The 14,725-nt window shown below is 62.2% G+C and carries 13 protein-coding genes; 1 reads left to right on the plus strand and 12 read right to left on the minus strand.

The features are described 5' to 3' along the window. Positions 1 to 80: 80 nt before the first annotated feature. The 7 genes from HMPREF3160_RS08775 to gabT all read right to left on the minus strand — a co-directional run bounded on the left by HMPREF3160_RS08775 (position 81) and on the right by gabT (position 9,916). Entirely contained in the window at positions 81 to 1,460 is a 1,380-nt protein-coding gene (locus HMPREF3160_RS08775; protein WP_035756449.1) for an NAD-dependent succinate-semialdehyde dehydrogenase, read from the minus strand. Positions 1,461 to 1,479: 19 nt separating this feature from the next. Continuing rightward, positions 1,480 to 3,267 (minus strand): amidase, encoded by a 1,788-nt coding sequence (locus HMPREF3160_RS08780; protein WP_070508055.1) that lies wholly within the window; start codon positions 3,265 to 3,267, stop codon positions 1,480 to 1,482. Then, positions 3,264 to 4,307 (minus strand): agmatine deiminase family protein, encoded by a 1,044-nt coding sequence (locus tag HMPREF3160_RS08785; protein ID WP_370977577.1) that lies wholly within the window; start codon positions 4,305 to 4,307, stop codon positions 3,264 to 3,266. Before HMPREF3160_RS08785 ends, HMPREF3160_RS08780 begins: the two co-directional genes overlap by 4 nt. After that, positions 4,304 to 5,947 (minus strand): APC family permease, encoded by a 1,644-nt coding sequence (locus HMPREF3160_RS08790; protein ID WP_083285590.1) that lies wholly within the window; start codon positions 5,945 to 5,947, stop codon positions 4,304 to 4,306. The genes HMPREF3160_RS08785 and HMPREF3160_RS08790 overlap by 4 nt, the downstream gene beginning before the upstream one ends. Positions 5,948 to 6,005: 58 nt before the next feature. Beyond that, positions 6,006 to 6,911 (minus strand): universal stress protein, encoded by a 906-nt coding sequence (locus tag HMPREF3160_RS08795; RefSeq protein ID WP_070508056.1) that lies wholly within the window; start codon positions 6,909 to 6,911, stop codon positions 6,006 to 6,008. A 48-nt stretch (positions 6,912 to 6,959) separates the two neighbouring features. Then, on the minus strand, positions 6,960 to 8,450 hold the full coding sequence (locus HMPREF3160_RS08800; protein WP_070508057.1) for a flavin monoamine oxidase family protein: 1,491 nt from the start codon (positions 8,448 to 8,450) through the stop codon (positions 6,960 to 6,962). 113 nt (positions 8,451 to 8,563) lie between these two features. Then, on the minus strand, positions 8,564 to 9,916 hold the full coding sequence (gene gabT / locus HMPREF3160_RS08805) for a 4-aminobutyrate--2-oxoglutarate transaminase (RefSeq protein ID WP_070491817.1): 1,353 nt from the start codon (positions 9,914 to 9,916) through the stop codon (positions 8,564 to 8,566). Between the two features lie 131 nt (positions 9,917 to 10,047). Here gabT and HMPREF3160_RS08810 point away from each other — a divergent pair, with 131 nt between their 5' ends. Next, positions 10,048 to 10,920 carry a LysR family transcriptional regulator gene (locus HMPREF3160_RS08810; protein WP_035756457.1) on the plus strand — a complete coding sequence of 291 codons (873 nt, stop codon included), beginning with the start codon at positions 10,048 to 10,050 and terminating at the stop codon, positions 10,918 to 10,920. Between the two features lie 70 nt (positions 10,921 to 10,990). Here the strand turns inward: HMPREF3160_RS08810 and HMPREF3160_RS08815 are convergent, their stop codons facing one another. From HMPREF3160_RS08815 to HMPREF3160_RS08835, 5 genes are all read right to left on the minus strand, one after another. Further along, positions 10,991 to 11,359: a DUF202 domain-containing protein gene (locus tag HMPREF3160_RS08815; protein WP_052048493.1), complete on the minus strand. Its 369-nt coding sequence runs from the start codon at positions 11,357 to 11,359 to the stop codon at positions 10,991 to 10,993. Between the two features lie 80 nt (positions 11,360 to 11,439). Continuing rightward, on the minus strand, positions 11,440 to 11,880 hold the full coding sequence (locus HMPREF3160_RS08820) for a YidH family protein (RefSeq protein WP_083285592.1): 441 nt from the start codon (positions 11,878 to 11,880) through the stop codon (positions 11,440 to 11,442). A gap of 45 nt (positions 11,881 to 11,925) precedes the next feature. Then, a complete protein-coding gene (locus HMPREF3160_RS08825; protein WP_035756461.1) occupies positions 11,926 to 12,438 on the minus strand; it encodes a MarR family winged helix-turn-helix transcriptional regulator in 513 nt (170 codons plus the stop codon). A 117-nt stretch (positions 12,439 to 12,555) separates the two neighbouring features. Continuing rightward, positions 12,556 to 13,482 (minus strand): hypothetical protein, encoded by a 927-nt coding sequence (locus tag HMPREF3160_RS08830; protein WP_141739893.1) that lies wholly within the window; start codon positions 13,480 to 13,482, stop codon positions 12,556 to 12,558. 49 nt (positions 13,483 to 13,531) lie between these two features. Next, entirely contained in the window at positions 13,532 to 14,593 is a 1,062-nt protein-coding gene (locus tag HMPREF3160_RS08835) for a hypothetical protein (protein ID WP_070508059.1), read from the minus strand. Positions 14,594 to 14,725: the final 132 nt, after the last annotated feature.

Raw genomic sequence — 14,725 nt, forward strand, 5'->3', positions numbered from 1 at the left:
TGGCGGGCGGTTCACACGAACCGCCCGCCACAGGCATTTATGCAAACGGTGTTTAACCCAACACTGTCAGCGTTGGCGCGTTACTTGTTGAAGCATACGAGGCGCTTATTGACGAACTCGTCGATGCCGAGCGCGCCGAGTTCGCGGCCGAAGCCGGAGCCCTTGACGCCACCGAATGGCATGTCGACGTCTTCGAAGGTTGTGCCGTTGACGCCCACCATGCCGGCTTCGATGCCTTCGGCGAAGCGTTCTGCACGGCCTTCCTCGACTGCGAACACTGCGGAGCCCAGCCCGTATGCGGTGTCGTTGGCGAGTTCGAGCGCTTCTTCGTCGGAAGTGACCTTGTAGACGCTCAAGACTGGGCCGAAGAGTTCTTCGCTGTAGCCGGTGGTGCCCTTCGGGATGTCAGTCAGCACGGCTGGCTGAACGTAGAAGCCTGGACGGTCCAGACGGGTTCCGCCAACACGCAGGTTCGCGCCTTCGGAGACGGCGCGCTCGAGCTGATCCACAAGACGCTCTGCGGCCTTCTCGGAAGAGAGCGGACCGAAGACGTTCTCGCCCTTCTCCATCGGGTCGTGCGCCTGAAGCTTCTCGGTCTCCTTGACGAGCTCGTCGAGGAACTCATCGTAGATGTCCTCCATCACGATCAGCCGCTTATTCGAGTTGCATGCCTGGCCGGTGTTCTCGAAGCGGATCGCGATCGCGTCGCGTGCGGCCTGGCGTGGGTCCTCGCTCGAGAGGATCACGTACGGGTCATTACCGCCGAGCTCAAGGACGGACTTCTTGAGAGCCTTACCGGCGGTTGCGCCGACCTCGCGGCCTGCACGTTCCGAACCGGTCAGCGAGACACCTGCGACTTCTGGGTTCTCGATGAGCGAGGCGATCTGCTCGTGGGAAGCGAAGATGTTCTGGTAGACGCCTTCCGGAACGCCCGCATCGTCCATGATCTTCTGGATAGCAAGCGCCGAATCCGGGGTGGATTCGGCGTGCTTGAGCAGCACGACGTTACCGAGCATGAGGTTAGGGCCGGCGAAGCGTGCAACCTGGTAGTACGGGTAGTTCCACGGCATAACACCCACGAGCGGACCGAGCGGGCGCTTCTGGATCACGGCCTTGCCGTCTTCGTCGTCCTTGATGACCTCGTCAGCGAGGAACTCTTCGGCGTTCTCCGCGTAGTAGCGGATGATCTCACCGGAGAACGCCGCCTCGCCGCGGGCTTCACCGAATGGCTTACCCATCTCCTTGGTGGCGATCTCGCCGAGTTCACGGCGGCGCTCCACGAACAGGTCAGCAACCTTGGCGAGGATTTCACCGCGCTCCTTGACGCTCTTGGCACGCCATTCCTTGTAGCCCTTCACGGCTTTGTCGAGGGCCTCGCTGATTTCGGCGTCAGTGGTGTGTGGGTATTCGTTGTTAACCTGGCCGGTTGCCGGGTTGATTCCAACGTAGGACTGGGACATTATTCCTGCTCCTTTGTTTTCACTTGCTGCCGATATTGGCGGCTGAATCCTTGCTTGTTACGGTCAGGTCTGGTGTGGTGCGGGCCGGATAGCTGGACTCGAACTGCGCGGCGAGCGCCAGCAGCGTGTTGTCTGAATACGGTAGGCCCGCGAATGTGATGCCCACCGGCATCCCGGTGCGCATCGCTCCCATCGGTACGGTCACGGTCGGGATGCCGAAGTGGCGTGGGACGAGGTTGCCGTTAGCGACCCACACCCCGTTCGCCCACGCTTGATCCGCTGATTCCGGGTTCGTGTCGGCATCGGCTGGGCCCACGTCGGCCATCGCTGGGAAGGCGATAGCATCCAGGCTGTGCCGGTTCATCCATTCGTCGAAGTCGATCTCGCGGATCCGGTTCATTCCCGCGACCCCCTCCCCGATGCCAGGGATCTCTGCTAGTTCACAGAAGCCGCGTTCCCGGATCATGTCCGGGTAGGTAGCGATGTCGTCATCGAAGCCCACATAGCGGTCTTCGAGGGCGCCGTCCGGGTGCGGGAAAATCTCTGCCCCGTCAACGTCAGCCAGCGTTGCCGGGCGCGGGGCGGTGTTGTCATTGCCGGCTTCAGTGGCCTCAGCGTTGGCGCGCAGGAAGCGCTCCCAGGACCACGCTGCGAGGTATCCGACCTCGTCAGTGAGGTACTCGGAGCTGACCAGCCCGCGGCTTGAAATCGTGTGAGCTTCGGGGCGGTCACCTTCGTAATTGCTGACTACGGGGAAGTCCACAATCTCCACGCTAGCGCCCGCCTGCTCAAGAGCGATACGGGCTTTCTCCCATAGCGCAATGACGTCGGGGTGGGTGTGGATTTTCTGCCCCATCGGCCCGCCCACGCCAGCGTCCGCCGTGCGGTCCCCGCCGGTTCCTGCGTGTTCGTCTTGGTTGATGTACATGCCCGGGACGCCGATGCGCATGCCAGCCAGCGGGCGCTGTTGAGCCAGCTCGCGATAGTCGGCGGGCCGCACTTCGGAGGCTTTCGGGATCTCAACCCAGGGTTGTTCGCGCCAGAAATCGCCTGCGTGCGTGTGGTCGTCGGCGACGATCACGTTGAGGACCTCGAGCATGTCCGCCATCGACCGCGTGTGGGGTACGCACACGTCCATCGTGGGCACCAGCGGCCAATTCCCGCGCATCGAAATCACTCCGCGGGAGGGCGTATAGGCGCACAAGGCGTTGCAGGATGCCGGGGCGCGGCCCGAAGACCATGTCTCCTCCCCCAGCCCGAAGGCCGCGAAGCTCGCGGCGGTCGCTGTGCCGGAACCGTTCGAGGAACCGGACGCGAATGCGCTTGTGAGGTAGGCGCGGTTATACGGGGATTCGGCGCGGCCGTGCAGGCCGCGTTGCATGCCGCCGTTAGCCATGGGCGGCATCGTAGTCAGGCCCAAGCAGATCGCGCCGGCCGAACGCAACCGTTCGATCGTGAACGCATCCTCCTGCGCCACGAGGTCCTTGAACGCGGGCGAGCCCGCGGAAACCGTGAGTCCGCGCACCATATAGGACTCTTTCGCGGTATACGGGATCCCGTCCAGCGGCGAGGCGGGCACACCGGCGCGCCTGCGGGCATCCGAGGCCTCGGCCTCAGCTAACGCGTCCGGGTTGTGCACGATCACCGAGTTGAGCTCGCCATCGTAGGCGTCGATGCGGTCCAGATACGCGCGCACCAACTCAACCGCGGTCACCCGGCCTTCTTCCAGCGCAGTGCGCAGCTCGGCGATGCTCGCCTCAACAATGATGTCCTCAGCAGCGTCGCCGGCATCAAAAACCTTGATCATGCCTCAACCGCCGGCTGTTGTTGGGTGATGCAGTGGATTCCGCCGCCGCACGCGAAGATCTCGCGGGCATCGACGAGCTCAACCGTGCGGCCCGGATAGGCTTGCTGCATGATTTCCACGGCCGCTTGGTCGTTCGGGTCGTTGAATCCGCACAGGATCACGCAGTCGTTGCCGACGTAGTGGTTGATGTAGGAGTAATCGACCCAGCCTTCCTCATCGGTGAGCACCTGCGGGGCCGGGACCTCGATGATCCGTAGCGGCTCGCCGGCGGCATTGGTTGCGGACTCGAGCACGCTCCTGATGGTGCGGGAAACCTCGTAGTCCGGGTGTTCGGGGTTGTTCTGCATGTGCAGCAGGACGTCGCCGGCCGGGGTGAAGCACGCGACGATGTCGATGTGGCCGCGGGTTCCGAACTGTCCGTTATCGCGGGTCAGGCCATACGGCACCCACACGGCATGGGTCGTGCCGAGTTTGCTGTGGATCTCGCGCTCGATTGCCTCGCGGTCCACACCGGGGTTGCGGCCCGGATCCATCTGCACGGATTCGGTCAGCAGGACCGTGCCCTTGCCGTCGATGTGGATCCCGCCGCCCTCGTTGACCAGTTGCGAATCCACACGCGGCACACCGGCATGCGCGGCAACGCGGGAAGCGAGCAACGCATCGTGCTCCCACGCCGCCCATTCTTGGGCACCCCAACCGTTGAAAACCCAGTTGACTGCCGCGAGCTCGCCGTCTGCGTTGCGCACGAACGTGGGGCCGGAATCCCGCATCCACGCATCATCCAGCGGGGCCGCGAAATACTCGACGTTCTCACCCAAGCGGGCACGCGCTTCGGCCTCATCTTCCGGGTCCATGACCATGACAACCGGCTCGTAGCGAGCCACCGCGAGCGCGACCTGCGCCCACGCGTCCCGTGCACGCTCAAGCGATTCTGAGCCACGCGCGCCGAATGTGTCATTCGGGGTTGGGAAAGACATCCACGTACGTTCGTGGCGTTCCCACTCCGGTGGCATCACATATGCGACGGACTGGTTGGTCACGGGCGGTCCTCATCCTTTTCGGCGGTGTTAGTTTCGGCAACGATCTTCTCGCCAGTGTCCCCAGCGGTGCGTGCCTCGCCTCGTTCGAGGGCCTCGCCGACCACATCCCCCATGTAGGTGTCGGTCGTGGAGTCCACCCTAGGCAGAGTTTCACCGCGGAAGAACGCTGGGTTCTTGATCGCTGTAATCACCATAATAGTGACCCCGATCACAAGGACGCCCATTCCGAGGATGAATACCATCCCGATGCCACCCAGCGAGGAGCCGGAACCGTAGCCTGGGTCAAGCGAATCGTAGGCGGTCTTGAAGAACATGATCAGCAGCATGATCCCGCCCAGTAACGGGAAGATGAGCCGGGTGAAGATGGTCTTGGTGCTCTCGAAGAGCTCGCGGCGCAAATACCAGACGGCGGCGAGCGCGGTGATCCCGTAGTAGAAACACACCATGAGCCCAAGCGCGGTGATCGTGTCCCACAGCGCGTTTTCGCTCAGCAGGCGGGTTACGATGTAGAAGGTTCCGGCGGCGGCCGCGGAGAAAACCGTGGCAACGGACGGCGTCCGGTATTTCGGCGAGATCTTCGCGAAGCTCGGCGGCAACGCCCCGTAGTAGCCCATCGCAAGTAGGGTACGGGATGGCGAGACCATCGTCGACTGCAGGGATGCGAAAGACGAAGCCATGATGCCCACCGCCATCGCGAGCGCGAACGGGCCCATCACCGGGCCAGCAAGCGCTGCGAATATCGATTCCTGATTATCAGGGTTACCGGCACCCAAGCCCTCGTCCCCCGTGCCTGCCCACGCAACCACAGCGAGTGCAACACCGATGTAGACCGTCATGATCACAAGCATCACGATGAGGGATGCGCGAGCCGAGGTGGTCTTCGGGTCTTTCGTCTCCTCGTTCATGGTCAGGGTTGTATCCCAGCCCCAGAACATGAAGATCGACAGCGAAACACCAGCCGCGATCACCGAGAAGTCCCCCGCCGAAAGCGGGTTGAACCAGTCCAGGCTCACCGGGGTCGCATCGAACGCAGTGCCTTCGTTAACTCCGCGGAACGCCATGAAAACGAAGCCACCCAGCACGATGATCTGGACCAAAACCAGAACGTATTGGACGGTCTTGGTCGCCTCGACGCCCACATAGGAGATCCACGCGGCCAACGAGATCAGCACGATCGTTGTGGGTATGTTGACCCACAGGTTACGTGTCAGCTCCGCGATCTCAGGGTTGCTGAACAGTTGCGCAAGCATCAGATAGAAGAAGTCCACCGCAACTGCCGCGAGGTTAGACAACACGATCACGGTCGCAGCGATCAGACCCCAGCCGCCCATCCACCCGATCCACGGGTTGAACGCCTTGGTTGCCCATGTGAAGGACGTCCCCGAGTCAGGGACCTTGTTGTTGAGCTCCTTGTACCCGAAAGCGACCAACAGCATCGGGATGAAACCCAGCAGCAAGATCGCGGGAACGTGCGTGCCCACCTCGGAGATCGTAGGCCCCAAGCCAGACGTGAGGGTATAGGCCGGCGCGATGCACGAAACACCGATCACCACAGCACCGAGCACACCGACCTTACCGGCCGCAAGCCCCTTGCCAGAGAAGCTTTCACTCCTCGAAAGTTTTTCCGTTGAGGTGGCCAAGCGAAACCATCCCCTTCCATCAAAACCGCGGGCTCACGTGACCGTGGCCGCGACCGAATCACCGCGGTGCAGGAACCACCACCATGGGAACAGAGATTACACGCAGAACACGTGCCGCGTGGGAGCCCAAGAACGCACGCCCAGCGGGGGCCAAACGTGAAGATCCCACAACCACAACCTCGTCCGGTTCCCAATCAAGGCGCCGCACCGATTTCTCGATCTCCTTGCCAGCCACCACCTCGGTGGTCGCCTGGCCGGAGCTAATCATTGCGCGAGCACGCTCACCGTGCTCGCCACTACCTAGCCGATCCAGCTGCTCCAAAACGAAAGCCTTCATCGTCTCGGCACCCGGAACACCCGTGTGGGCCGCCGAGGACTTACCCGTCTCAGAGGCTTGCGCGAACGTCACCAACCGCACCCGGGTCTCGGTCGCTTCAGCGGCCGCAAGCGTTTCAGCGATCACCTGCATACCGCCCGGCCGGTCGCCGAACAGCGCGGTGATACGGCTTAGCGGGCCATGCCCTGAATAGCCGCGAGGCGCCAGGACCACCGGTACATGCGAACTGTGCAGCAACGCCTGGGCAACCGAACCGATCCGATACCGCCCCAGCACACCGCCGGCACGGGCACCGATCACGATCGCCTCCGCATCCACCGCGCGCGCCTGAGACAACAAGCCTTCAGCGTCCGATGAGGAGGACACCACGTGCCCCACCGCGCGAACACCTTCCGGGACCGAAGCGAGCGCCTCATCGAGCCAGCTCTGCAGCTGACGGCGCAAAACACGCTCATAACCGGCACCCTGAGACACAGCGGCAGCGTACGGCTCCGCTTCCGGGGCGACCATGGTCACGTGAAGCTCCGCATCGCGTCCCGCGGCGAGCGCGATGCCCAGATTCAGGGCGTCACGGCCCGCCGCGGTCGCGACGTAACCTACAAGGATTCGACGGGATGGAACTGGCACGGTGTCCTCCTCACCTTCAGCACCCCTGTTTCGGGGTGGGTGTGAACGTTAACGTGCTTCCAGGATGGCACGTGCAGCGGCTTCACCCATACGCACGGCACCGTCGACGTGCTGATAACCCTCCGCCGCGATGTCGGAGCACGCGTAGAAGATCGGCCCGGTCGGCTGGTTCTGGAGGTGGCCCCAACGGCTCAGGCCGCCGAGGTCATAGCTGGTTGCGTATGCGCCGCGGGTCCATTCCTCTGCCGCCATATCGGAGAGGTAGAACGCGATCGGTTCCATGGTCTTCGGGCCAAGGTAGTCAGCCATCGCAGACAGGATGCGCTGCTTGCGTTCCTCTGCAGGCAGTGCCCACATCTCTTCGGCATAGACGTCGGAGACGAAGCCGACGAGGGTTCCGTTCGTGTCTTCTTCCCCGCCGATTCCGCCGGCGAAGTTCTTGCCGTAGTTGGTGTTGTCGTAGACCTCCTGAACCAGGCGGCCGCCGCCGAAGCCGGTACCGGAGAGGCCTTCTTCACGCCAGAACGGGGTCTCATAGACCGCGTGAACCTTGATGACCAAGCCCATCGAAATATGCTGGTGGGCTACCTGCTGTTCGCGTGGCAACGGCGGAACGAACTGGATGCGGTTGTACAGGTTCGGCGGCACCGCGAGTACTGCGGCTTTCGCGTTGACGGTGACCTTATCGGAGACAGCGGTCACCGGGCCGAGCACACCGTTTTCAACGCCGTTGCGCACATCGGCGGCAATCTTGTTGAGCTCATCGGCGGTCGATGGGTCCGGGGTGGCCCATTCGAGTTCACGCACCGGGCTGCCGAGGAACACGTCCTCCCCCAGGTGCTCAGCGAGCGTGAGCGATACCGACTGCATACCGCCTTCAACGCGCTTATCCAGGATGAAGTCCTCATCCACGAGGTTGGAGAAAGAACCCGCCGATGCGGCCATGAGAGCGGCCTGCAACGCGGAGAACGTGTGGGCTGGCTTAGTCAGCATGCCGGACGCCACGTAGATCGAGACGTTGTCGATCGCCTCTTGATCGTCGGTGTGTTGAGCGAGGAAGTCCTTGAAGGAGATCGAATCCAGCTCGGCTGCGCGTTCGGCTGCCCACGGCTCAGTTGCCCCGACTTCCTCAGCGACCGAGTTCATAAGGTCGATGAGCTTATCCATCTCCTTATTCGTGGACTCCTTGACCGGCAGGCGGTCGCCCGTGTATTCGTGGCGGTTACCCTCCGGGTCCACATAGATCGAGGTGCCTTCGCGGTAGCGCGGGAACGTGTTCAGACCGAGCTCCTCAACCAGCTCAGTCAGCCGCGTCTGGTCTGGGGAGATCCACTGCCCACCGATCTCGATGAAGTGTTCCTTACCGTCCGTTCCGGCGACCTTACCGTTCCAGGTGCGCCCACCCACGCGTTCGCGTGCCTCCAGCACGGCGACCGACTTGCCGGCCTTCTTAAGGGTGTATGCGGCCATGAGTCCTGCTGGCCCTGCACCGATGACCACCACATCGCGGTCGATGGTTGGGTTCTGAGCGTTCGTCATTGTTATCGCTTCCTATAGGTATGGATTCTCGATAGAGGATGTTTCGTTTGAGTTCTGTAGTGATGCCCGCGGCGCTAGCTTGGTGGCTGCGTCGTTAGCTCAACACTGCGCCGTTAGTTCTGCGCGAGGGCTTCGAGGATGATGTCGATGCCTTCGGTGAGCAGTTCGTCGCTGATGGTTAGCGGCGGCAGCAGGCGGATGACGTTGCCGTAGGTTCCGCAGGTCAGGGTTACAACACCCTGTGCGCGGGCGGCGTTGGCGATGGCGCCGGTGAGTGCGGCATCCGGTTCGCCGGTGGCTGGGTCCACGAATTCGATGGCCTTCATCGCACCGCGGCCACGCACCTCCGCGATGCGATTGTCCTTTTCCTGTGCGGCACTGAACTTATCGGTGATGATGTGGTCGATTTCTTGCGCGCGTTCGGCGAGCTTTTCTTCTTCCATGACCCTGATCGAGGCGAGTGCCGCCGCGCATGCGACTGGGTTGCCGCCGTAGGTTCCACCGAGCCCGCCGGTGTGGACGGCGTCCATGATCTCGGCGCGGCCGGTCACCGCGGAGAGCGGCATGCCGCCTGCGATGCCCTTCGCAGTCGTGATGAGGTCCGGTTCGATGCCTTCGTGTTCGCAAGCGAACATCGAGCCGGTGCGGGCGAAGCCGGTCTGGACTTCGTCTGCGATGAACAGGACGTCATTGGCTTTGCACCATTCGACGATCGCTGGGAGGAACCCTGGTGCTGGGGTGATGAACCCGCCTTCGCCTTGGATTGGTTCCATGATGATCGCGGCGAGGTCCTGGGCGCCTACCTGGACTTCGATCTGTTTGATCGCCCGGACGGCGGCTTCCTCGCCGCTCAGGCCGTCGCGCAGCGGGTAGGAGCCAGCCACGCGGTAGATCTCTGGCGCGAACGGACCGAACGCCTTCTTGTAGGGGTTGGCTTTCGCGGTCAACGCCATTGTGAGCGTGGTGCGGCCGTGGTAGGCGTGATCGAATGCGACGACGGCGGTCTTGCCCGTAGCGGAGCGGGCGATCTTGACGGCGTTCTCAACGGCTTCTGCACCCGAGTTCAGCAATACGGTGCGGGTTGGGCCAGAGATCGGGGCGAGCTGGTTGAGCTTTTCAGCAACCTCAACATACGCCTCGTATGGGGTCACCATGAAGCACGTGTGGGTGAAGTTCGCGACCGCTTCCTGGACCGCGGCCACGACCTTAGGGTTAGATGCACCCACGGTGGTCACAGCGATGCCGGAGCCGAGGTCGATGAGGCGGTTGCCGTCGACGTCTTCGATGATACCGCGGTCGGCGCGGACAGCGTAGGTTGCCATGGTCCCGCCGACACCGGCGGATACCGATGCGCGCTGTCGTTCAGCTAGCGCCTGGGCCTTAGGGCCCGGGAGGTCAGTTGCGAGGTGGCGGCTTTGCTCGAGTGGAGCGCTCGGCGTGCTGGCGTTGGTGCTGTCCGCGTGCATTGTGGTGTGAACCTCCCGGTGAAAACGGATCGCAGAAAGTTGCGTACATCACATTCTGTTCCGAAATCATTATGACTGTCTAATCAGTTATCGGCATAACCCCTATAACGAATGCGCATAGACTGGGAATTATGGACATCGAGCATCTGAAAGCCTTCGTAGCGGTCTCTGAAGCCGGTTCCGTCTCCTCCGCGGCTCGAGACCTCGGCATCACACAGCCGGCAGTGACGCGACAGCTTCAGAAGCTCAGCCGCGACGTCGGGCTTGTGCTGTTTGATCGCGTTCCATCCGGACTCACGCCTACCAAAGCTGGCCGCGATTTCCTCCCTGCCGCCAAGAAGCTCCTGACCAAGTTCCAGCACACCCTGGACTTTGCGGAACTACTCGCCCACGGCAGCATGCGTGAAGTGACGATCGCGGCACCCGGTACCACGCTCATCGATGTCGTGATTCCGTTCGTGGCTACGCTGGATCAGTCCGAATGGCAACCAAACATTGTGGAGGCGTCCTTGGATGCGAGCTTGCAGGACACGATCGCTACGTCCGATCTAGCAGTGATGCCTTCCGCTCCATCAGCTCATATCCCCCACGTCCAGCTCCAAAAGATGCCGGTGTGGGCATATGTTTCCGCGCAGCATCCTTGGGCTGAGCGCCGCAGTGTTACGCTCGAGGAGCTCGCCCAGCACACCATCCACATTCCATCGCGGGCATTCAAAGCCCGTCGCGTATTCGATGGCGCATGCGAAACCGCTGGACTCTCACAACCTGACATCATCGAAACCAACTCAGGCCGCGTAGCCCAAGCGCTCGTCGCGACGGAGGGGGTCGCTGTGGTGACCGAAGACCCGAGCTTCGACCTCGTTCCGTTGCGCATAACCAACAGGGGTCATGAGCTCACCGTGACCCTGCACGCGGCGTGGCGAGCGGACCACTATGGGCACGAAAAGCTCGCCTCCCTCGCCGAGCAGCTACGCGTCTTTGTGCGCAACCGCTACGCGAGCTGAACCGGCCGCTACGCGCATGGCGGCATGCATACCCGCGCTACGCGCGCGTCGGCGGCACGCACTGCCCCCTCTATACCCGCAACACCACGATGATCGCGATGACCGCGATCGCTACAACCATGACCGTCATCCACACCACCGGCCCCAGCGGTGGCGGTTGACGCTCTTCGAAAGATTCCGCCATGCGGCGCAGGCGGCCGCGTTGGGTTGTGGAAACCCACATGGCGCCAACAAACGTCAGCGCGGTCCCCAGCAGCAATAGCGGGCCCATGTGCCCGTACCAGCGCACACCCATGAACCCGGCGACGACCGCGGCGAGCCCCGTACGGGACCACGCCAACGATGTCCGCTCCGGCTGAAGCCCCACATCGACTGGCTCTGGAAGCGGCTCTGGAGCCTTGATCGGGATGCGTTTGCGCACCGCACGGCTGATGGTCACGCCCGTTTCCTTGACGGTGTGCCACCCAGTGCTGAGACGGACCCGGGTCTCCCGACGCCCGTTGCTTCGGCGTTCAGGCATCAGTTCGTCAGCACCAACCCGACGGCGGCACCTGAGCCAGCGGCCGCGATCAACGCAAGGATTGGGATGATCAACGGGACAGGCAGCGGATGGTCGTGACGCATCGCGCGTTCAACACGCAACCAACGGAATGCGGCCCCTAGACCGATCAGCAGGCCCATCGCGATCACGGCGATCGCAACAGATTTACGTAGCACCGGGTCCCAGTTGCCGACCTCAAAGGCTTCCAGCGCGACACCGCCGGCTACGAAAGCCAAGGACGTGCGGATCCATGCGAGGAACGTCCGCTCGTTCGCGAGCGTGAAACGAGGATCAGGCTCTTTACCGGTCGGGAACACTCGCCGAGCGATCGCGCTCTGATGCGCTGGCGGGGTCACTGGGCTGCGACCGATCTTTTTCTGCGACCTATCGGAGCGGCTACTGGGCGGGGTACTGGACATGACACCAATCTAACGCACTCACACGCTAAGGCCCGGGGTGTGACTTTAGCCGAGAGGTTCCGCGAAGTCGCCGTTCTTCTGCCGGAACTTGCGCAAGATGCGGTTCAGCGTAGCGATCTCGCGTTGGGTGAAACCGGTTTGTGCGAAGAGTTCACGGTTGAGGATCTGGGTGGTTTCCTCGCTGAGTTCCCGGCCGGCTTCGGTGATGGCCAGCAAGACGGTGCGGGCGTCATCCTGGCTCGGGGTTTTAGTGATGAGGCCGTCGCGTTCAAGCCGTTCCGAGGCCGCGGTGACCGATGTGGGGTGAACCTGCAGAACGCGGGAGGCTTTCGACATCGCCATGGGTCGGCGCGCGAACCGGAGCACCATGAGCATCTCGTAGCGGGCGAACGTGAGATCGAACGGCCGAAGCAACGCTTCGGCGCGGCCGGTGAGGATCTGGTTGGCGCGAACGATGCTGGTGACGGTCGCGACGGGTTCTGCGACCTCGCCCCACCCGGCTTTCTCCCAGTTGGCTTGGGCTGCGGCGATGGGGTCTTGAGGTAATGCGGCTGACATAATGGTGAGTCTAACTGTACGGGACTTAGCTGCAGGGATCTGGTGAGCGGAGGCCGCGGACCGATGTCGATGCCGCGGCCTCCGTTGAGTGTGAGCGAAGTGAGTGGTGATGGCGGGTTATTTCGCCGATACCTCGATCTTGACGTTGTTTTGGTTGATCTCGTAGTCGATGCGCAACGGCTTGTTGTTTGGCAAGAAGTTGCCAAGCTCGTTGCTTTCGATGCTCCCCTTGCCCTGTTTTCCATAGATCATGGCGTCCATGAGCTTCTCAACGTCTGGTGACTGGTTGCTGCTGTTCAGGGTGATCAGAGACAGGCCGCAGGTGACGTCAGTGAACCCCTCGCCGCTGTTCGACCCTTGGTAGGTCATACCGTCGTCAGTTGCCCGCCATGAGGACTTTCCGAACTGCCACTCGCAGAAGGGAGGAATGTCCTTGAAGGACTGGAGGGTAGCTCCGGTGTTTGGGTCTATAGAGCCCGCGTTAGGTGGTGGAGCGCCGATCGACGGGGTGTGGCTTGGGTCAAAGGAAGGCAGGTTGATGTCACTTGGGGACGTTGATTTTGGTCCGAATGGGTCGTCAGTCGAGTTAGGGCCGGTAGATCCACCTGGCACAGATAGCGGTGCAGGAATGGTTGACATCGCCTCAGTTGGTGCGGTTGGACGGTCAACGTCGAGGGTATTGCTTTCGCGTTTGCTCCACGGACCCCACACAAACATGTAGACAAGACCCGCGATCAACGCGACCACCAGGACACCGATGAGCCACCACAGCCACGCACGGTTCTTCTTAGGACCGCCGCTGTTCTCATCGCCAGGGTTGCCGTAATACCCCGGCCCGCCCAGGCCCGGATATTGCGGCCCACCTTGATGTGGGCCGCCCTGCTGTGGCGCACCGAATTGTGGGCCACCTTGCTGTGGCGCGCCATATTGACCCTGCTGACCATAACCTGGTTGACCATACTGCTCCGGCTGGCCGTAGGGCTGTTGACCGTCTGCCTGGCCGGGCTGTTGTGGGCCCGGAGGCATCGAGTTTCCTGAGGTCATGGCGCTACCTTCCAGGTGTGAGCCGTGCCGTGGCAAAGGGGTTGAAGGGCTAGTTGTCGAGGTCGAAGTCGAAGTCTGTTGGGATGGACGGCATCTCCGGCATGGATGGCATCTCCGGCAGAGCGCTGCCCGGACCATCAGAAGAGCCGAACGGGTCGCTCGACGGAGCGCTAGTGTTGCCGCCGAACGGATTCGAATCTCCGCCCGAGTTGCCGCCAGTGTCTCCACCGGAGTTGCCACCCGAGTTACCGAACGGATCTTCCGTGAAGAAATCATCCCCGCCGTGACCAGGGTTGTCTCCGCCACCACCTGGAGCAGGGTTGTCACCGCCCCCTGAACCTGGATTATTCGGGTTCGGGTTGTTCGGGTCATCCGTGATCGTCACGGTTTCAGAAACACCTGGGGCCGGCTTGTTGCCGCCGCTGTTGCTTCTAGCGCCCCACGGGCCCCACACGAACATGTACACGAGCCCCGCGGCAACCAGCACAACAAGAAGACCAATGAGCCACCACAGCCACGTGAGGCTCTTCTTCTTGCCGTTATCCCTCTCATCACCTGACCCGCCGTAATAGCCTGGGCCGCCATAACCCGGCCCGCCGTAGCTCGGGCCACCCTGCCCTGGACCGTTCTGTCCGTAGCCGGCGGCACCGTAGTAGCCCTGCTGGACGTACTGGCCCTGCTGTGCGTACTGGCCTGGCTGGCCATAGCCATCCTGGCCATATCCGCCTTGGCCATAGGCCTGCTGATACTGGCCCTGTTGGCCATAGCCGCTCTGCCCATAACCCTGCTGGTACTGGTTCTGCTGGCCATACCCCTGCTGGTACTGGTTCTGCTGACCGTAGGGTTGCTGACTGTGCGCTTCGACGTTGTCTTCGTACGGGGTCGAAGGGAACACGGTGGTCCCATCGCCCTGCATCGGCAGCGCCTGCGTCCGGTCGATATTGTTCTGCGGCAGTGCCTGCGTCTGATCGAAACCGTTCTGCGGCAGTGCCTGCGTTTGGTCGGCACTGTTTTCAGGCGTCGGCGGCGGTGGGAGGTGTCCGCCCTGCGGCTGGTTCGCGTTATTGACGGATGCGTTGTCTTCTGGTGGCGTGTTCTCGCGTGGCGTCACGTCGTCAGTTCCTTTTGGTGTGACTAGGCTCTCAGGCTATTTCTAGTTGAAGTTTAGACCACGGAGTTTTCATTGCCTAGTTTTCTATAAATAGGCACACACATGAGGAAATACGGGAAACATGCGGTTAAC

The organism is Arthrobacter sp. HMSC06H05, assembly GCF_001807395.1.
GTDB lineage: Bacteria > Actinomycetota > Actinomycetes > Actinomycetales > Micrococcaceae > Pseudoglutamicibacter > Pseudoglutamicibacter albus.